This window comes from Streptomyces sp. NPDC032091, from assembly GCF_055580265.1.
This window is the reverse complement of the sequence record NZ_JBVILR010000018.1, coordinates 108,994-127,056: the sequence shown is the minus strand read 5'-3', so window position 1 is coordinate 127,056 and position 18,063 is coordinate 108,994. Positions and strand designations below refer to the sequence as shown.

General features: G+C 76.0%; 15 protein-coding genes. 6 read left to right on the top strand and 9 right to left on the bottom strand.

Annotated features, from left to right (window positions below; all coding sequences use genetic code 11):
* The first annotated feature begins 200 nt into the window (after positions 1-200).
* On the top strand, positions 201-2,966 hold the full coding sequence (locus tag ACZ5NJ_RS26595; protein WP_468767810.1) for a helix-turn-helix transcriptional regulator: 2,766 nt from the start codon (positions 201-203) through the stop codon (positions 2,964-2,966).
* Positions 2,967-2,999: 33 nt separating this feature from the next.
* On the opposite strand, the gene ACZ5NJ_RS26590 is transcribed toward ACZ5NJ_RS26595, so the two are convergent.
* From ACZ5NJ_RS26590 to ACZ5NJ_RS26550, 9 genes are all read right to left on the bottom strand, one after another.
* The gene (locus ACZ5NJ_RS26590; protein ID WP_468767809.1) at positions 3,000-3,914 is read right to left on the bottom strand and encodes a glycoside hydrolase family 19 protein; all 915 of its coding nucleotides are present in this window, start codon (positions 3,912-3,914) and stop codon (positions 3,000-3,002) included.
* A 184-nt stretch (positions 3,915-4,098) separates the two neighbouring features.
* Complete coding sequence (locus tag ACZ5NJ_RS26585; RefSeq protein ID WP_468767807.1) at positions 4,099-4,509, bottom strand: rodlin; 411 nt, start codon at positions 4,507-4,509, stop codon at positions 4,099-4,101.
* Between the two features lie 118 nt (positions 4,510-4,627).
* Entirely contained in the window at positions 4,628-4,909 is a 282-nt protein-coding gene (locus ACZ5NJ_RS26580) for a hypothetical protein (RefSeq protein WP_468767898.1), read from the bottom strand.
* The gene (locus ACZ5NJ_RS26575) at positions 4,906-5,658 is read right to left on the bottom strand and encodes an HNH endonuclease family protein (RefSeq protein ID WP_468767805.1); all 753 of its coding nucleotides are present in this window, start codon (positions 5,656-5,658) and stop codon (positions 4,906-4,908) included. Before ACZ5NJ_RS26575 ends, ACZ5NJ_RS26580 begins: the two co-directional genes overlap by 4 nt.
* Positions 5,659-5,762: 104 nt before the next feature.
* The gene (locus ACZ5NJ_RS26570; RefSeq protein ID WP_468767804.1) at positions 5,763-6,908 is read right to left on the bottom strand and encodes a substrate-binding domain-containing protein; all 1,146 of its coding nucleotides are present in this window, start codon (positions 6,906-6,908) and stop codon (positions 5,763-5,765) included.
* Positions 6,909-6,919: 11 nt separating this feature from the next.
* Positions 6,920-7,972, bottom strand: coding sequence for an ABC transporter permease (locus ACZ5NJ_RS26565; protein WP_468767802.1), 1,053 nt, complete (start codon positions 7,970-7,972; stop codon positions 6,920-6,922).
* Positions 7,969-9,525: a sugar ABC transporter ATP-binding protein gene (locus tag ACZ5NJ_RS26560; RefSeq protein ID WP_468767800.1), complete on the bottom strand. Its 1,557-nt coding sequence runs from the start codon at positions 9,523-9,525 to the stop codon at positions 7,969-7,971. The genes ACZ5NJ_RS26565 and ACZ5NJ_RS26560 overlap by 4 nt, the downstream gene beginning before the upstream one ends.
* Before the next feature lie 96 nt (positions 9,526-9,621).
* Positions 9,622-12,342 (bottom strand): SpoIIE family protein phosphatase, encoded by a 2,721-nt coding sequence (locus ACZ5NJ_RS26555; protein WP_468767799.1) that lies wholly within the window; start codon positions 12,340-12,342, stop codon positions 9,622-9,624.
* A 103-nt stretch (positions 12,343-12,445) separates the two neighbouring features.
* Positions 12,446-13,381: a cyclase family protein gene (locus ACZ5NJ_RS26550; protein ID WP_468767797.1), complete on the bottom strand. Its 936-nt coding sequence runs from the start codon at positions 13,379-13,381 to the stop codon at positions 12,446-12,448.
* Between the two features lie 142 nt (positions 13,382-13,523).
* Between ACZ5NJ_RS26550 and ACZ5NJ_RS26545 the strand changes: the two genes are divergently transcribed.
* The 5 genes from ACZ5NJ_RS26545 to ACZ5NJ_RS26525 all read left to right on the top strand — a co-directional run bounded on the left by ACZ5NJ_RS26545 (position 13,524) and on the right by ACZ5NJ_RS26525 (position 18,051).
* Positions 13,524-14,657, top strand: a complete 1,134-nt coding sequence (locus ACZ5NJ_RS26545) for a PP2C family protein-serine/threonine phosphatase (protein ID WP_468767796.1) — start codon at positions 13,524-13,526, stop codon at positions 14,655-14,657.
* 231 nt (positions 14,658-14,888) lie between these two features.
* Positions 14,889-15,482, top strand: a complete 594-nt coding sequence (locus ACZ5NJ_RS26540; RefSeq protein ID WP_468767794.1) for a hypothetical protein — start codon at positions 14,889-14,891, stop codon at positions 15,480-15,482.
* Positions 15,483-15,597: 115 nt separating this feature from the next.
* Complete coding sequence (locus ACZ5NJ_RS26535; protein WP_468767793.1) at positions 15,598-16,068, top strand: transposase; 471 nt, start codon at positions 15,598-15,600, stop codon at positions 16,066-16,068.
* A gap of 137 nt (positions 16,069-16,205) precedes the next feature.
* Entirely contained in the window at positions 16,206-16,781 is a 576-nt protein-coding gene (locus ACZ5NJ_RS26530) for a hypothetical protein (RefSeq protein WP_468767791.1), read from the top strand.
* A 205-nt stretch (positions 16,782-16,986) separates the two neighbouring features.
* The gene (locus tag ACZ5NJ_RS26525; protein ID WP_468767789.1) at positions 16,987-18,051 is read left to right on the top strand and encodes a serine/threonine-protein kinase; all 1,065 of its coding nucleotides are present in this window, start codon (positions 16,987-16,989) and stop codon (positions 18,049-18,051) included.
* Positions 18,052-18,063: the final 12 nt, after the last annotated feature.

Sequence of the window (18,063 nt, the reverse complement as noted above, 5' to 3'; positions counted from 1 at the left end):
ATAGTGGGGGGGAAAAAACCCCCCCCCCCCCCCCCCCCCCCCCCCCCCCCCCCCCCCCCCCCCCCCCCCCTTCCCCCCGGGACATTCCTGTCGCCCGACTGAATTCTGCGTCACAATCCGGGTCCGCCGGGGGGCTGACCTCGTATTGTCGCGTCTCACAGGAAGGCACGGACCGGGGAGCGAAAGGCTGGTGGCTGTGCGTGGCGGCGACGGCGAAGGCTGACACCAACGTCGGACACGGCGTACTCATCGAGGCCGTCGGCCGCGCGCTGGGCACGCGCGGCCGCGCCATCCTCACCGGCCCCGCCGGAGCGGGCAAGAGCGAGGTCGCCCACGCCGTCGCGGCCGCCGCCGCCGCCCGCCGCGAGACCGTCCTGCGGCTCGCCCCCGAAGCCGCCGACCGGCACATACCCGAGGCCTCGGCCGCCGCCCTGCTCGCCTCCGTCCCCCGCCGCGCCCTCGACCTCCTCGCCGGGCCCCAGCGCGAGGCCATCGCCCTGCTGCGCCGCGAGGCCGACGCACCCCGCGCCGGACGCGACCACGTCGCACTGCGCCTGGCCGTCGTCGAGGTGCTGCGCACCCTGGCCGCCCCCGGCCCCGTCCTGCTCCTCCTCGACAACGCCCAGTGGCTCGACGCCGAGAGCGCCGACCTGCTCCGCTTCGCCCTGCGCCTGACCCCGCCCCGCGTACGGGTCCTCGTCGCCGAACGCGGCCAGGGCGTCGCCCCCGTCGCCGAAGCCCTCTGCGGACCCGGCACCCCCGCCGTCCGCGTCCCCGCGCTCGGCGCCGACGAGGTCGCCGAACTCCTCCTGCGCCACGGCCTGCCCGCCCGCCTCGCCGGCCGCATCCACCAGGCGAGCGGCGGCAACCCCCGCCTCGCCCTCGCCCTCGGCCACTCCCTCGCCGAGGCCGCCGGGAGCCAGGGCGGCTGCGCCCACCACGCCGACCCCCTCCCCATCGTCGGCCAGGCCCGCGAGGTCGCCCGCCGGCTCCTCGCCGAAGCCCCCGCCCGGACCCGCCCCACCCTCCTGCTCGCGGCCCTCGCCACCCGCCCCACCACGGCCCTGCTGCGCCGCGCCGGCCGCCCCGACGCCGAAGCGGAACTCGACGAGGCCGAACGGGCCGCCCTGGTCACCGTCGGCGAGGACGGCGCCGTCGCCTTCACCGCCGGCGCCCTGCCCACCGTCCTCGCCGCCGACGCCGGCTGGCCCGAGCGCTCCGCCGGACACGCCGCGCTCGCCGCCGCCGTCGACGACCCCGTCCAGGCCGTACGCCATCGGGCGCTGGCCGTCGACGCCCCCGACGCGGAACTCGCCGACGGGATCACCCGGGCCGCCGACGCCTGCCGCCGCCGCGGCCAGCGCGCCCTGGCCGCCGAACTCGGGCTGCTCGCCGCCGAGCGCACCCCCGCCTCCCGGCCCGCCGAGGAACTCGACCGGCTCGTCGGCGCCGCCGAGGACGCCGGCTGGGCCGGCCGGGCCGACCTCGCCCGCCGGGCCACCCGGGCCGTCCTCGTCCGCGACGCCTCGCCCGCCCAGCGGGTACGGGCCCGGCTCGCCGTGATCGATGCCGCCGGGCAGGCCCTGGCCGCCCTCGACGAGACCTTCGCCTTCGCCTGCGCCGAGGCCGACGCCGCCGACGACCCCTCCCTCCTGGCCGCCGTACGGCTGCGCATCGCATGGAAGCACAACCTCAGCGACGGCGATCCCGTACGCTCCCGCGACGCCGCCGCCGAGGCCGGGGCCCTCGCCAAGGCCGGCGGGGACCAGGTGGCCGAGGCCATGGCCCTGACCGTGCGGGCCCGCATGGGCCGCATCCTCGCCGACCCCGACGCGGAGGACATCCTGGCCGAGGCCCTCGCCCTGCCCGCCCCCGAGGTCCCCCTCGGCATGCGCAACGCGCCCCAGTACCTCGCCGTCCGCCACGCCCTCTTCGACGACCGCCTCGATGACGCCCGCGGCCGGCTCCTGGTCCTGCTGCCCGCCGTCCAGCGCACCGGCTCCGCCGAGGACGTCTTCGAGGTGCTGCGCAGCCTCACCGAGGTCGAACTGCGCCGCGGCCGCTGCGTGGAGGGCGCCGCGCACGCCCGCCGCGCCCTGGAACTCACCATCGAGGCGGGTCTGTCCCCGGGCCCCGCCTGGTACGTCGCCGCCACCGCCGAGGCCGCGGGCGGCAGCTTCGCCCGGGCCGCCGCCTACGCCCGCCGGGGCATCCGCGCCTCCGAGGAGGAGCACGACCAGGTCTTCCTCTCCCGGGGCCTCTACGCCCTCGGGACCGTCGAACTGGCCACCGGCGAGGCCGCGAAGGCCGTCGCCACCCTGCGCCGGGTCGCCGCGCTGGAGGAGGCCCAGCAGGTGGTCGACCCCTCCGTCCTGCGCTGGCACGGAGAGCTCGCCGAGGCCCTGGTGGCCGCCGACGACCCGGCCGGCGCCACCCTGCTCCTCGACTCCGTCACCCCCGTCGCCCGCTCCCTGGGCCGGACCCCGGTCCTCGCCGCCCTGGACCGGGCCCGGGGGCTCGCCCTGTCGGCGCAGGGCGAACCGGAATCCGCCGTGGCCCTGCTGGAGGCCACCGCCCGGCGCTTCGAGGACCTCGGCCTGCCCCTGGAACGGGGCCGTACGCTCCTCGCGCTGGCCCGCGTGGAACGCAGACGGCGCCGCCGCGCGCCGGCCCGGGCCGCGCTGTGCGAGGCCGCCGAGGTGTTCGAACGGGCCGGTGCCGAGCCCTGGCTGGCCCTGGCCCGGGAGGACGCCCCCGCGGCCGGCGCCCCGCGCACGGGGGCCGGGGCGCTGACCGACGCCGAGGCCCGGCTGGCCCTGCTGGTCGGCGGGGGCGCCAGCAATCAGGAGGCGGCGGCGAAGCTGTTCCTCAGCGTCAAGACCGTCGAGGCCCGGCTCACCCGGATCTACCAGAAGCTCGGCGTCCGCTCCCGGGCCCAGCTGGCCACCGCGCTGCGGGGGCACTGAGCGGCCGGTGCGCACGTCGCCGTCCCGGACGGGTCAGCAGCCCAGCCGGTCGCCCGGGGTGACGCCGAGCAGCCCGGTGAAGGCCCGGTACTTGTCCACCCGGCTCTGTACCTGCGCCGGGTTGCCGCCGTTGCACTCCAGGGCACCGTTGATGGAGCGGATCGTCTCGCCGAAGCCGGCCCCGTTGACCATCGCCGCGTGCGCCGTCATCGTGCCGGGGCCGTTCTGGGTGTTCCAGTACCAGAGCGCCGTCTTCATGGCGACGGCCGGATCCCGCTCGACCAGGTAGGGGTTGGCGAGGAGGTCGATGCCCAGGGCGTCGCCGGCGGCCTTGTAGTTGAAGTTCCACGACAGCTGGATGGGGCCGCGGCCGTAGTACGCGGCCTGGCCGGCCGGGCAGCCGTAGGGCTGGGAGGCGTCGCAGTAGTGCGGGTAGTTCGCGGTGTTCTGCTCGACGATGTACACCAGCCCGCCCGTCTCGTGGGAGACGTTCGCGAGGAAGGCCGCCGCCTCGCGCCGCTTGACCGTGTCGTCCCCGGTGGTGGCGAAGGCGGGGTACGCGGAGAGCGCCGCCACCAGGCCGTTGTAGGTGTAGAAGGGGTTCCGGTCCGGGAACATCCGGTTGAACTGGGCCTCGCTGACCACGAACCCGGACGGGTTGCCGGTCCCCGGGTCCGGGTCCTGGCCGCCGCCGCAGGCGCCCTGGTCCGACCAGACGCCCCACGGGCCGGTGGTGCCCGGGGTCTCGCCCTGGGTCCACCACTTGGCCTGCCAGTTGTGGCCGCCGTACGAGGCGTTCGTGCCGCCCGTGTAGACGGCGGAGGAGCTCCAGGCGCCGACGCAGGCGGGGGCCGCCGCGGCGGGGGAGGCGGGCAGGGCGGCGGCGAGCCCGAGGGTCGCGGCCGCGGCCGTGGCGAGGGAGAGGGCACGGCGGCGAAGCGCACGCATCACGGAACTGCTCCTTTGGTGGGGGGAGTCCGTCGCATGGGGCGGGGTGGGGGGCGACGGGTACCGCCACTGAACCGAAATGGTCTGGACCTGTCAAGGTCTGGACCAAAGTTCGAAGTCCCGTACGCGGAAACGCCGGAGCGGCGTGACGACCGTGTCGTCACGCCGCTCCGGAACCGCTGGATCAGCTGCCGGCCGACAGGTTGCCGGACAGGATCGGGATGTTGGAGGCGATGTGCGAGAGGGTCTCGTCGCCCTTGGCCTGGGTGGAGTTCTCGGCGCACTGCTGGTTCTGCGGGTTGGAGGCGATCGGGATGTCCTGGACGCCGATGTTGACGGCGGACAGCACGGACTGGACGTTCACCTTGGCCGGCAGGCCGACGCAGAGCTTGTTCAGCGACCCCTGGATGGCGCTGAGCTGCGGGCTCATCGAACCGGCGGTCTCCTGGTTGCCGTAGATCTGCTGCGCGCCGTTGCCGTTGACGGTGTTGACGCCGTTGTCGTTGCCGATCGCCATCGCCGGGGAGGCCGCGAGGGCGCCCGTGCCCAGGATGGAGGCGGTGACCGCGGCGGTGGCCATGAACTTCTTGAGCATCGTGGAGATCCTTCTGTCGCATGAGCTGTCCCCGGCGGGACGCCTGGATCAACTGCGCCCGGCTCCAGGGGTTATCGCCCGTCACCCGACCGGCCCAACGATCCGTCCGCGCCGCTGCTCAGACGGGTGGTACGGGCGCCTCGGCCCCGCCGCCCGCGCGGATCGCGCGGAGGGCCGCGGTGTGGAGCGCGTACGGGTCGCCGTGCGCCACGGGGCTGCCGGTGAGGGTGTACCACTCGTCCGCGTCCGTGTACTGCACCGCGAAGCGGACCTTCCCGTCCGGGCCGCCGGTGGTGCGCAGCGTCAGCGGGCCGGTGATGACCCCGACCTCGTCGGTCATGGCCCCGCCGGGGCCGGCGAGGACCTCGTCCTGCCACTGGTAGCGCTGGGGGCCGGTCATGCGGCGCACGTGTCGATCATGGTGGTGAGCATGGCCCTCTCGGCTTCGGTGACGGTCAGCCCGTAATGGGATTTGACGGTGGTCCAGGCGCGCCCGTACTGGCACCAGCTCGACTTGTCCGGCGGCTGCCACAGGTCGGGGCTCTGGTCGCCCTTGGACCGGTTGGAGGCGGCCGAGACCGCCAGCAGCTGCGGCCGGGTCAGGTCGTTGGCGAAGGCCTTGCGCTTCGCGGCGTCCCACCCGGAGGCGCCGGAGCGCCAGGCCTCGGCGAGCGGGACCATGTGGTCGATGTCCAGCTTCCCCGCCTCGGTGACGACGACCCCGTCGTACAGGCTCTTCCAATGGCCCGACACGGCCCGGCACTCGGAGTCCCGGGTGACGTCGCCGCCGTCGCGCTGGAGGACCACCTCGCGGGTGTCGCACTTGTCGCCCTGCTCGGCCCAGTGCGTGAACTTGTCGCGGCTGTAGCCGGCCATCGTGCCGGGTTTGCCCGTGGTCAGCGCCGCCAGCTGCGTGCGCGCCACGGCGGCATCGACCATGCCCGGCAGGACGTCCCCGGACGCCGGCTTCGCGCCACCGGCCGGCGGGGCGGCGGAAGCGGCCGGTGCCGAGGGGGCGGTGCCCGCGCTCTTGGCCGGCCCGTGCGGGGTCTTCCCGTCCCCGGCACCCCCCGGCCCGCCGCACCCGCTCACCCCGAGCAGCAGCACGGCGGCCACCACCCCGGCGCGCACGCCTGTCTGACGAACCATGACCATCCCACCCCGCCCTGACGGAACTCCGCATACACCGACCCGGGAAGACTACCCATAACCGGACAACCAACCCCGCACCGACCCCTCGGGCAGGCCCGGCGTCAACGCACGTGCCAGATCCCCCGGTACGCCTCCCGGTAGCCCTCCGGGTCCCAGGACGTGGCCCCGCCGCTGTTGTCCGCCGTCACCACGTGGACCGGGGCGACATAACCGCTCGGGGGCCGCCCGGCGAAGGCGCGGTTGAACTCGTCGACGGCCTGCCAGCCCTGCTGGGACAGCGGTTCGGGGACCGTCGCCGCCTGGAAGCCGCGGCTGTCGACGCGCTGGAAGGCGGACGGGTCGCCGTCGCCCGCGCCGATGTTGAAGGGCGGGCCCCCGCCCGGCCGCCCGGCGGCGCGCAGGGCCGGGGCCGCGTCGGCGAAGTAGAGGTCGTTGATGGCGACCGAGTCGGTCCAGCGGTCCCCGAACCGGGACAGGAGGGAGGAGACCTCCTGCGGGGTGCGCTGGCCGGCGTCGGGGATCGGGATGTTCGCGGTGGCGAGCAGGGCCGTCCCGGCGCAGCCGGCGAGACGGCGCCGGATCAGCTCCCCCTTGGTGCGGGCGAACGGGATGGAGTCGTCGGTGAACAGGACCACCCCGGCCGAGCCGCCCGAGCGGGCGATGACCCAGTCCGCGCTGATCCCCGCGACCTCCTCCACCTTCGTGGTGATGTTGGTGAAGAGAGGGGGGTCCGCGCTCGGGCCGGGGGAGCCGACCGCGTGCCACCCGATCAGCACGGTGCCCTGGGACCGTGCGCGCCGCGTCTGCTGCGCCGTCAGCCGCGGGTCGAAGCCGCCGATGACGATGCCCGCGGGCCTGAGGGTGACCGCCTGGCCGAGCGCGGCCTCGATCCCGGCCGGGGTGCCCTCCCCGTCGATCACCCGGACCTGCCAGCCGATCGCCTCCGCGGCCTCCCGGACCCCCGCGGCGACCCCGGCGACACCCGGGTTGGTCATCGTCTGGGCGACGTAGACGAGCGTTTTGCCGGGGACCGCCGCCGGACCGGTGGTGGGACCGTTCCAGGCGGTGCCGGTCCGCTCGGCCCGCCCGACGGCCTGCCTCGCCTGCGCGAGCGCGGCCGGACAGCCGGCCGACGGGGCCGGGGCCGAGGGGCGCGCGGGGCCGCCGCCCGCGCAGCCCGCGGTCAGGGGGGACAGGGCCGCGCACAGGGCCGCGGCGGCGAGGAGGCGCTTGCGGTACGGGTCCACGGTGCTCCTGATCAGGGGTGCGCGGGCGGCTGGTGCGCGGGTGGCCGGGGAGAGCCGCCGGCGGCGGGGGAGGGCGGCCCGCCGGCCGTGGCCCGGGCCCGCAGCCGGCGCCGGGCCGCGTAGCCGGCCAGTCCCACCGCCGCCAGCAGGGTGGCGCCGTTGAACAGCGGGGTGGCCCAGAAGTCGGCGCCCAGCTGGCCGATCCCGGCGAGCCCGACGGCCAGCACGGTGACGGCCACCAGCGTTCCGGGCGCGTTGGCGCGGCCGGGCGTGACGGTGGTGGAGCCCAGCAGGGCGCCGACGAAGGCGGGCAGCAGGTAGTCCAGGCCGACGCTCGGGTTCCCGGTCTGCTGCTGCGCGGCGAGCAGCACCCCGCAGACGCCCGTGAACAGCCCCGACGTGGCGAACGCGGCCACCGAGTAGCGGCGGGTCGGGATGCCGAGGACGGACGCCGCGCGGGGGTTGGAGCCGGTGACGTACAGGTACCGGCCGAAGGGGAGCCGTTCCAGCACCACCCACAGGGCCACGGTGGCGGCGAGGACGTAGAAGGCCGGCAGGGGCAGACCGAGGAACCCGGCGTCGTAGAGGGCGGTGAAGGAGGACGGCAGCCCCTGCGGGCCGGGCACGATCCGGCCGCCGCCGGTGAGCCACCCGGTGACGGCGTACATGATGCTGCCGGTGCCGAGCGTGGCGATGAGGGAGTCGATGCGGGCGAACTCGACGACGATCCCGTTCACGGCGCCGGCCAGGCCCCCGCCCGCGATCACGGCCAGGCAGGCGAGCGGCCAGGGCGTTCCCGCGTCGACGACCAGGTGCATCACCATCACGTGGGCCAGGCCCAGCCCGTAGCCGAGGGACAGGTCGAACCTGCCGGTGGCGATCGGGACCGTCGCCCCGAGCGCGAGGAGGGCCGGGATCGCCTGGCCGGACAGGATCGAGGACACGTTGTCGCGGGTGGGGAAGGTGTCCGGGAGGGCGAGGGAGAACGCCGCGAACAGCAGTACGGCCAGGGCCGGCAGGCCGTAGCCGCCGACGAGGTGTCCGCGCGGGGACCATCGGGTCACGGGGCCCCCGCGGTTCCGGTGACGGCGGGCATCGCCGAGGCGGTGCGGGTGAGTCCGGCCGGGGTCAGCCGGGCACCGGACAGCTCGGCCGCCACCGACCCGCGGACGAAGACCAGGGCGCGCCGGCACAGGTCCGCGACCTCCTCGAAGTCGGTGGACACCAGCAGGATGCCCGTCCCGCCGGCGGCCGCCCCGTCGAGCATCCGGTGGACCGCCGCCTTGGCGCCCACGTCCACGCTCGCGGTCGGCTCCTCCAGGACCAGCAGCCGCGGGTGCCCGCGCAGCCAGCGGGCCAGGACGACCTTCTGCTGGTTGCCGCCCGACAGGGTGGCGACCGGGACCTCGGTGTCCCGGGGGCGCACCGAGAACCGTTCGGCCAGCGCGGCCGCCTCGCGCCGTTCGCGCCGGGTCCCGAGCAGCCGCCACGCCGGCACCCCCGCCGCCCGCGGATTGGCCAGCAGGTTCTCCCGGACCGTCAGATCGGGGGCGCAGCCCTCCGCCTGACGGTCGGCGGCCACGAAGCCGACGCCCCGCCGCACGGCACCGGCGGCGCCGCGCGGGCGGTACGGGCGTCCGTCGAGCAGGACCCGGCCCCCGGACAGCGGCAGTACGCCGGCGAGGGCGCGGCCGAGCTGCACGTGGCCGGCGCCCGTCAGCCCGACCAGTCCCAGGATCTCCCCGGGCGCCAGCTCCAGGCCGACCGGGCCGCAGCCGGCCGTGGTCACGGCGTCGAGGCGCAGGACGGGAGGGCGCCCGGGCGCGGCCCGCGCGGGGGCCGGCCGCCCGCGCCCGGCGGGGGCGGCGCCCGTGATGTCCCGCACCAGGCGGCCGGGATCGTACCCGGCCAGCGGTCCCCGGGCGGCCAGGCGGCCGTCGCGCAGGACCGCGAAGGAGTCGGCGACCCGGTACACCTCGTCCAGCCGGTGGGTGACGTAGAGGATGCCGTGGCCCCGGTCGCGCAGGGCGTGCAGGACGTCGAAGAGCCGGGCGCAGTCGGCGGCCGGGAGGGTGGCGGTGGGCTCGTCGAGGACGAGGAGGCGGGTATCCCGGGCGAGGGCCCGGGCGAGGGCCACCAGGGAGCGTTCGGCGGGGGCGAGGTCCCCGACGCGGGCGTCGGCGTCCAGGTGCCCGGCGACGGCCGCCATCGCCCCGGCGCACCGCTCCCGGGTGCGCCGCCAGGAGATCAGGCCGTGGCGGCGCGCGTAGCCGGTGCCCAGGGCGATGTTCTCGGCGACGGTCATCCAGTCGACCAGGCCCGGGTCCTGGTGGAGGAAGGACATCGCTGCGGAGGCGGCCGCGGAGCCGAGCGGGTGGCCGGCGGCGGTCACCTCGCCCGCGTCGGCCCGGTGCACCCCGGCGAGCACCTTGATGAGGGTGGACTTCCCGGCGCCGTTGGGGCCGAGGAGCGCGAGGACGCTCCCGGCGTGCAGGTCGAGGTCCACCCCGTCCAGGGCGAGGGTGCCGCCGAACCGTTTGCGCAGGCCCCGGATCCGCACGAGCGGCTCCGCGCCCGCGCGCGGTGGGGCGTCGTACTCGTCATGGGCGTCATGCACGCACGTCTCCGGGGCCGGCCTCGGATCCCCCGCGCGGGAGGGCGGGACAGGGGGATGTTACTGGCCGCCGGGGCCCGATCCCGGGTACGACGGACGTCAGGCCGCGTCCAGGGCGCATTCGGCCCAGATCACCTTGCCCCGGGGGGTGTAGCGGGTGCCCCAGGCCTGGGCCAGCTGCGCGACGAGGAACAGGCCGCGGCCGCCCTCGTCCGTGCTGGCCGCCCGCCGCAGGTGCGGGGCGGTGCTGCCGCCGTCGGAGACCTCGCAGATCAGCGTGCGGTCGTGGATGAGGCGGACCTGGATCGGCTCGCCCCCGTAGCGGATCGCGTTGGTGACCAGTTCGCTCAGCAGCAGCTCGGCGGCGAAGGAGAGCTCCGCAAGCCCCCAGTCGGCCAGCCGCCGGGTGGCGGCGGCGCGGATGTCGCAGACCTTCGCCGGGTCGGCCGGCAGCTCCCACGAGGCGATCCGGTCGGCGGGCACGGTGCGGGCGCGGGCGACGAGGAGGGCGATGTCGTCCTCGGGGTGCTCGGGGGCCATGGCGTCCATCACGGCCCGGCAGGTCTCCTCCGGTCCCCGCTCCGGATGGGCGAGGACGTCCCGCAGCCGGTCCAGGGCGACGTCGACGTCGCGGTGGCGGTCCTCGACGAGCCCGTCCGTGTAGAGGACCAGCGTGCCGTCCTCGGGCAGCTCGACCTCGGCCGTCTCGAAGGGCAGCCCGCCCAGGCCCAGCGGGGGCCCGGCGGGCAGGTCGGCGAAGGCCACCCGGCCGTCGGGGTGGACCAGGGCGGGCGGGGGGTGCCCGGCCCGGGCCATGGTGCACAGCCGGGTGGTGGGGTCGTAGACCGCGTACAGGCAGGTCGCGCCGACGATGCCGGTGCTGCCCCCGGCGTCGTCGCCGCCCTCCTCCCGGTCGAGGCGGACCAGCAGGTTGTCGAGGTGGGTGAGGAGTTCGTCGGGGGCGAGTTCCAGTTCGGCGAAGGTGCGCGCGGCGGTCCGCAGCCGCCCCATCGTCGCGGCGGCGTGCAGCCCGTGCCCGACGACGTCGCCGACGAGCAGGGCGACGCGGGCGCCGGAAAGCGGGATGACGTCGAACCAGTCGCCGCCGACCCCGGACTCGGCGGGCAGGTAGCGGTGGGCGACCTCGACGGCGCCCTGCTCGGGCAGGCCGCGCGGCAGCAGGCTGCGCTGGAGGGCCAGGGCCAGGTGGTGCTCCCGGGTGTAGCGGCGGGCGTTGTCGATGCAGAGGGCGGCGCGGGCCGCGAGTTCCTGGGCCAGCCGGCTGTCGTCGTCGCCGAAGGGGGCCGGGTCCTGCGAGCGGTAGAAGCTCGCGATGCCCAGCAGCACCCCGCGCGCGAGCAGCGGGACGACGATGAGGGAGTGCAGGCCGTGCTCCAGGAGCCTGCGGGCCCGTTCGGGGTTCTGGGCGATGAAGCCCGCCGCCGACCCGAGCTCCGGCTCCAGGACCGCGTGCCTGCCGGTCAGGCACCGCATGTGGGGGGTGCCCGGCAGGAGCTCGACCTGCTGCCCGGCAGGATAGAAGGGGCAGTCGTCACGGATGCCGTGCACCACCGTGCGGTGCAGTTCGGCCGCCGGGTGGGCCGACTCCTCACCGCGCAGGACCGCCTCGGGCAGGTCGACGGTGACGTAGTCGGCCAGGCGCGGGACGGCCGCCTCGGCGAGCTCCCGCGCGGTGCGGCCCACGTCGAGGGTGGTGCCGATGAGGGTGCTGGCGTCGGCCAGCAGCTCCAGGCGCCGCCGCGCCTCGACGGCGTACCGGCCCACCTCGGGCTCGCCGACCAGCACCAGTCCGCGGACGGCGCCGGGCGGCCGGGGCGACGGCCCGGGCGGCTCCGGGGGGTGGCGGGCGGCGTGGTCGTCGCCGCCGATGACGGCCTCGACCACCATGCCCCGCACCCCGGCGCCGCTGGTGACGGGCCGGCTGAGCAGGGTGGCCTCGCCGCCGTGGGGGAGCGCCACGCCGAAGGAGCCCCTGCGGGCCGTGGAGATCAGTTCGGTCGCCCGGTCCGTGAGGACCGCGCGGTCGTGCGGGGCCAGGCCGAGGCCGTCGGGGTCGAGGAGCGCCTCCGGGCCGTCGGGGCCGGCGGTGCGGGCGGCGGCGCGCCGACCGTCCCCGGCCGTCCCGTTCCCGGCGGCGCTCCGCTGGGCGTCGAGATAGGAGCGCAGCAGCCCGCGTTCCCGCTCGGAGCTCTGCGCCATCAGCCGCCGCTCGATCGTGCCGACCGCGCGGCCGAGCAGGGCGGCCAGGTCCGGGTGCTCGAAGGCGTACGGGTACCCGAAGCAGAGCACACCGACGATGTGCCCGCTGAGCTGGTCGCGGATGGGGGCGGCGCAGCAGGCGTTGGACTGGGCGCGTTCGGCGAAGTGCTCGGCCCGGTAGACCTGGACGGGGCGCCGCTCGGCCAGCGCGAGGCCGATGCCGTTCGTGCCGCCGTACCGCTCGGCGAAGACGAAGCCGGGCACGGTCTGGATCGGGGGCAGGCTCCGGGCCAGGGAGGGCTCGCCGAAGCGGCGCTGCAGCACCATGCCGTCCGCGTCGGCGACCGAGATGTTCATCCGGCTGCCGGAGAACCGGTGCTGGAGCACGTCGAGGACCGGTCCGGCGGCCCGGACGAGCCGGCTGTCCGGGTCGAAGTCGTCCCGGTAGGGCAGCTCGGCCCGGTCGGGGGAGAGGCCCAGCAGCCGGCAGCGCAGCCACGAGTCCAGGATGGGGCCGCGCACTCCGGCCGCCACCGGCTCGCCCCCCAGGAACCGCTCACGGGAGCGCGCGGGGCCGGACTGGTCTCCCGTGACCGCCATCTGCATCACTTCCCCTTGCCGGTGCGCCCGGCCCCGTCGGGATGATCGCCGCGGTGAAAGTCGAATCAGTGTGTTTTGAGTATATTCCGGGTGTTTTCTCGCTTCATAGGACGGCGACCGGATTGACCGGGGAGCCCGTCCCGCCGGGGACGTCCAGCGGTGTGACGACGAGCAGGAACGTGTGGCGTCCGGCGGCGGCGCAGGCCGCGGACAGGCCCTCCAGGTCCAGGTTGTCCAGCAGGGGCACCCCCATGGCGGCGATCGCGAGGGTGTGCACCGGGGAGTGCAGGCCCTCGACCGGAGAGGGGCGCAGGTCGCCGTCCCCGTCGGCCCCGAGCAGGCTGACCCCCCGGCCGGCCAGCAGGGGCACCGCGTCCACGTGGAAGCCCGCGCTGGCCGTGTCGAGGTCCCACGGGCCCAGCTCGCGGCGGCGCCGGAACCGGCCCGTGCGCAGCAGCACCGCGCAGCCCTCGTCGATCACGGCCCCGAGCGCCCGCTCCGCCTCCAGCACGTCGCCGGCCCGGACCGCCCGCCCCGGCTCCAGCCAGCCGGTCCCGAGGACGGCCGGCAGGTCGAGCAGCACGCCCTTGGTGACGAGCGGGCCCAGGGCGGCCACCGAGCCGAAGCGGGCGCCTCCCGCGCCGACGGCGTCGCGGGCCGGCCGGCCGCCGTAGAGCCGCCCCCGGTAGGCGATGTGCGACAGCGCGTCCAGGTGGCTGACGGCCTTGCCGTGGTAGTCGGCGCCGAGGAAGTCCTTGTGGGCGGACGGCTCGGGGGGCTCCACGTCGCCCAGGTCGGTCATGTGGTGCAGGGCCGGCCGCGGGTTGTCGGGGCCGGGCCGGGTGTCCCACGGCCGGCCGAGGGGGACCGCCGTGCCGTCGCGGACCAGGGCCGCCGCCCGGCGGACGTGCTCGGGGGTGACCCGGTTCCAGGCGCCCCGGTCGGCCGGCTCCCAGCGGCCCCAGGCGCGGACCTCGGCGAAGAGGGCGTCGAACTCCTGGCGGGAGACCCGGGGGACCGGGCCGGGGTCGCTGCTCATGGGGGCGCTCCGGGGTGGCGTGGGGCCGGCGGGCGGGCCGTCCCCGCATCCCTACCCGCTCCGGCGGGCCCCCGGAGGGCGGCCGTGGGCGACGCGCCGGACGAAGTGGCGGCCGTACGCCCGGGCGGGGCAGGCTTGACTCATGAGAGCGCCCCCGCGCTCGCCCCAGGTTCCGGGAGCCGGCGGCCACCACCAGGTCCTCTTCACCCTCGCGCAGGCCCTTCCCTTCGCGATCGCCCTCGGCGTGCTCGTCGTCGAGTTCACCCCCGCCCACGTCGTCTACACCGGCCCCCTGCTGGCCGCGACCCCGGCCCTGGCGGCGGTGACCATGGGCCCCGGGGGCACCCTCGCGGCGGCCGGGCTGGCCTTCTGCGTCAGCGTCGCCACCGCCACGTACAACCAGGCCTGGGGCGGCGAGCAGGTCTACACGAACTTCCTCGCCCTCTTCCTGGTGTCCGCCGCCGGCGTCATGACCAGCCGCGCCGCCCGCACCCGCCGGGACAGCGAGCTGGGCCAGGTCCGCCGGATCGCCGAGGCCGCGCAGGAGGTCCTGCTCCGGCCCGTACCGGCCCGGCTGGGCCCCGTACGGGCCGCCAGCATGTACCTGGCGGCCGAGGCGGGCGCGCAGATCGGCGGCGACCTCTACGACGCGGTGCAGACGCGCTACGGGGTCCGGCTGATCGTCGGCGACGTCCGCGGCAAGGGCCTGCCCGCCGTGCGCGCCGCCGCCGTCGTCCTGGGCGCCTTCCGGGAGTCCGTGCACTACGAGGACGACCTGGTCGGGGTCGTCGAGCACTGCGGCGCCGCCCTGCGCCGGGACGCGGCCACCCCGGGCGCGGGCCTGGCCTCGGGCGACGAGGGCCTCCTGGAGGGGTTCGTGACCGTCCTGGTGGCCCAGATCCCCGACAGCCTCCAGCTCCAGGTCGTCAACCGGGGCCACCCGCCCCCGCTGCTGCTGCGCGCCGGCGAGGTCCGCCCCCTGATGCCCGGGCTCCCGCTGCCGCCGCTCGGGCTGGAGGAGTTCATCGCCGGTCCCCCCGGCCGGACCGACACCTACCCCTTCGCCCCCGGCGACCGGCTGCTGCTGCACACCGACGGGATCATCGAGGCCCGCGACGCGCACGACGCCTTCTTCGACCTGGCGGCGGCCATGGAGGCGCTCCACGACCGCACCCGGCAGTCCTTCCTGGAGGGGCTGCGCCAGGCACTGCTGCGCCATGCGCGGGGCCGCCTGGGCGACGACGTGGCGGTCGTCCTCGTCGACCGGATCGGCTGACCGCCGGCTTTTATCCGCCGTCCGCGGCGCTGTCAAGTCCCGACTTTCCGGAACGTGACCCCACCCTGCCCGCCGGGGCTTACTTGAGGTGCGGAAAGGAAACGAGGAAAAAGGGAAAGAGAAGGAAAGCCTCCGAATTCCACGGAGGAATTCCCGATCGGCCCCCCTCGCCGCACCGTCCCGGAATTCCGGGACACCCCAATAAATATCAGGCACAGTCAGGAGAAAGTCATGAACCGCAAGTTTGACACCACCGGTACCGTCCGCCCGCAGCGCCGGGGCCTGCGCCTCGCCACCCTGGCGGCCGCGGCGGCCATCGTCACCGGAGGCGTCGCCCTCCCGGCCTCGGCGGCCATGGCGGCCCCCGCTCCGGCCCACGTGGTCACCGCCCTTCCCAACGGCGGCGGCAAGGGCGGGGACGGCGGCGACGGCGGCGGCGGTCTGATCGGCGGCGGCGGTGGCTCCGGCGGCTCCGGTGGCGGCAGCGTCTTCGGCACCGGCGGGGACGGCGGCAAGGGCGGCAACGGCGGTAACGGCGTCCTCTCCGGCGGTGGCGGCGGCGGTGGCGGCGGTGGCGGCGACGGCGTCATCGGCGGCAACGGCGGCGGCGGCGGCAAGGGCGGCTCCGGCCTCTTCGGCGGGAACGGCGGCGGCGGCGGTGCCGGCGGCGACGGCCTCCTCAAGGGCGGCAACGGCGGCAAGGGCGGCGGCGGCGGGTTCGGCGTCTTCCAGGGCGGCAACGGAGGCAAGGGCGGCACGGGCGGCCTCGGCATCTTCGGCGGCCTCGGCGGAGGCGGCGGTGCCGGTGGCGGCAGCATCTTCTGACCGACGCCCGGCATGACGGGTGGAGGCCCCCGGGCCTCCACCCCCCCCGCCCCCCGCTCGACCCCCTCCCTCCACTCCTCTGACACGAACGTTCTCTGAAACGGAGAAACCCCAAATGTTCACGATCCCCTTCCAGCGTCCGCTCATCCTGGCCGCGGCCTCCCTGGCCCTCGTCACCGGTACGGCCTGCGCCGCGCAGGCGGCGGTGTCCCACACCCCGGCGGCCACCAGCGCCTCGGCCCCGGCCCTCCAGGCCTCGAACTGCACCCTGGGCGGCGCGGGCGGCGAAGGCGGCAAGGGCGGCGAGGGCGGCAAGGGCGGGCAGCCCGGTCAGCCGGGCGAGCCCGGCAAGCCCGGGGGGACGGCGTGCCTCGGCTTCGCCGACCTGCCCGACAAGCCCAAGTCGGAGCTGACCGTGGTGGACAAGGTGCGCATCGTGCTCACGGTGATGGCCGCCGACGACTCCAAGGCGATGATGGACAAGATCGCCGACAAGTACAAGATCAGCACCGAGCAGATCGACACCTGGAAGAAGCAGTACCTCGACGGAGACTGGTTCGCCCTGATGAGCGGCACCGCCGGCTGAACCGGCGAGGCGGGCGAGCCGGAACCGAACGGCTCCCGGGCGCCCCGGCCCGAAACGGCCGGGGCGCCTCGCGCATCCGAAGGGAAAACGACTTCTCAGCCGTAGCGGAAACAATTCCCCAGCAAGGAAGAAATGCCATGCGTGTACGTTCTTGGAAGCTTCGTCTCGGTCTCGTCGTCTCCACCACCCTCCTCGGCGCCGGGGCCCTCGCACCGATCGCCTCCGCGGCCCCGGCCGCCCCGGCCGTCCAGCCGGCCCAGGTCCTCGCCCACCACGGATCCGGATCGGGCAACCCGCTCGGAAAGCTCTTCGGAGGCTCCGGCTCCGGCTCCGGCAGCGGCGGGGTGTCGATCGGCCACGGCAGCGTCCGCGTCGGCGACAACGTCTGCGCCGGCCGCTGCAACGGAACCGTCAACGGAACCAACGGCAGCAACGGCGGCGTCTGCGCCGGCCTCTGCAACGGCAGCGCCAACGGCGGCGACGGCATCAACGGCACGGCCGGCGGCAACGGCTCCAACGGCGGCAAGGGCGGCGTCTGCGCCGGCGTCTGCAACGGCAGCGCCAACGGCGGCAACGGCGGCAACGGCGGAGCCGCGCAGCCCGGCGGCGACGGCGGCGACGGCGGCCGGGGCGGCGACGGCGGCATCTGCGTCGGCGTCGGCTGCGGGACCAGCGGGGCCGGCGGCCGCGGCGGCGACGGCGGCTCCGACTGACCGACGGCGGCAACCCCGCCGAGACACCCCCGCCGAAGCGCCCTCCGGAGCGACCCCCCGGAGGGCGCCCCGCGCGTCCCGGTCCCCGCCGTCCCCGCCCCCGGCGAGGGGCAGCCGTGTGGATCACTCGATAGACTTTCGATGAGCGAAGAGCGGCCCGCCGCGCCCCAGCGCGTCCGCGGCGGCCGGGTGAGGGCGGCGCCTGATGGGCACGGCATCCAATCTGCACCTGTACGCGGGCCGGGCCTCCGGCCTCATCGGCCGGCAGATCGCGGGCTACCTGGTCGAGCGGCTGATCGGCCGCGGCGGCATGGCCGTCGTCTACCAGGCCAGGGACCTGCGCCTGGACCGCGCGGTCGCGCTCAAGCTGATCGCCCCCGAACGTGCCCGCGACGAAACCTTCCGGCGCCGCTTCACCCACGAGTCACGGGTGGCCGCGTCCATCGACCACCCCCACATCGTGCCGGTCTTCGAGGCCGGCGAGACCGACGGGGTCCTCTACATCGCCATGCGCTACGTCTCGGGCCTGGACCTGCGCGCCCTGCTGGACCGGGAGGGCCCGCTGCCGGTCGCCACCGCCCTGCGCATCGCCGGCCAGGTGGCCTCCGCGCTCGACGCGGCCCACGACCACGACCTCGTTCACCGCGACGTCAAGCCCGGCAACGTCCTCGTCGCCGCGGGCACCGACAGCGACCACCCCGAGCACATCTACCTCACGGACTTCGGACTCACGAAGAAGGTGCTGTCGCCCACCGGGTTCACCACGGCCGGGGAGTTCGTCGGCACGGTCGACTACATGGCACCCGAGCAGATCTCCGGCCGCCCGGTGGACGGCAGGTGCGACCTGTACAGCCTCGCGTGCCTGGTCTACGAATCCCTCGCCGGCGGTCCGCCCTTCGGCCGCGACACCGAACCGACCGCGCTGCTGTGGGCCCACCAGTACGATCCGCCGCCCCTGCTCAGCGGGAAACGGCCGGACATCACCGCCGTCGCCGACGCGGTGCTCGCCAAGGGGCTGGCGAAGGTGCCCGAGGACCGCTACGACTCCTGCCTGGAGTTCGTCGCCGCCCTGCGCGCCGCCACCGGCACCGCCGCCCGCAGTGGGGAAGCCGGGCCGCAGGCGGGGCCGGGCACGGGGGCCGCGCATCCGCCCACCGAGGTCTCGGTCATCCCCGAGCCGCCGATGGAACCGCCCGCCTGGGCCCTGCCGGTCTTCCGCACCCCCACGCAGCACGACGGCCCGCACGGCGCGGTGCCGTACGGGCCGTAGGGCCGGGAGCCG

Excerpts from the sequence above, each read along its gene's own strand:
- ACZ5NJ_RS26590 (WP_468767809.1), bottom strand. The coding sequence starts at position 3,914 with ATGCGTGCGCTTCGCCGCCGTGCCCTCTCCCTCGCCACGGCCGCGGCC.
- ACZ5NJ_RS26585 (WP_468767807.1), bottom strand. The coding sequence starts at position 4,509 with ATGCTCAAGAAGTTCATGGCCACCGCCGCGGTCACCGCCTCCATCCTG.
- ACZ5NJ_RS26580 (WP_468767898.1), bottom strand. The coding sequence starts at position 4,909 with ATGACCGGCCCCCAGCGCTACCAGTGGCAGGACGAGGTCCTCGCCGGC.
- ACZ5NJ_RS26575 (WP_468767805.1), bottom strand. The coding sequence starts at position 5,658 with ATGGTTCGTCAGACAGGCGTGCGCGCCGGGGTGGTGGCCGCCGTGCTG.
- ACZ5NJ_RS26555 (WP_468767799.1), bottom strand. The coding sequence starts at position 12,342 with ATGGCGGTCACGGGAGACCAGTCCGGCCCCGCGCGCTCCCGTGAGCGG.
- ACZ5NJ_RS26550 (WP_468767797.1), bottom strand. The coding sequence starts at position 13,381 with ATGAGCAGCGACCCCGGCCCGGTCCCCCGGGTCTCCCGCCAGGAGTTC.
- ACZ5NJ_RS26545 (WP_468767796.1), top strand. The coding sequence starts at position 13,524 with ATGAGAGCGCCCCCGCGCTCGCCCCAGGTTCCGGGAGCCGGCGGCCAC.
- ACZ5NJ_RS26540 (WP_468767794.1), top strand. The coding sequence starts at position 14,889 with ATGAACCGCAAGTTTGACACCACCGGTACCGTCCGCCCGCAGCGCCGG.
- ACZ5NJ_RS26535 (WP_468767793.1), top strand. The coding sequence starts at position 15,598 with ATGTTCACGATCCCCTTCCAGCGTCCGCTCATCCTGGCCGCGGCCTCC.
- ACZ5NJ_RS26530 (WP_468767791.1), top strand. The coding sequence starts at position 16,206 with ATGCGTGTACGTTCTTGGAAGCTTCGTCTCGGTCTCGTCGTCTCCACC.
- ACZ5NJ_RS26525 (WP_468767789.1), top strand. The coding sequence starts at position 16,987 with ATGGGCACGGCATCCAATCTGCACCTGTACGCGGGCCGGGCCTCCGGC.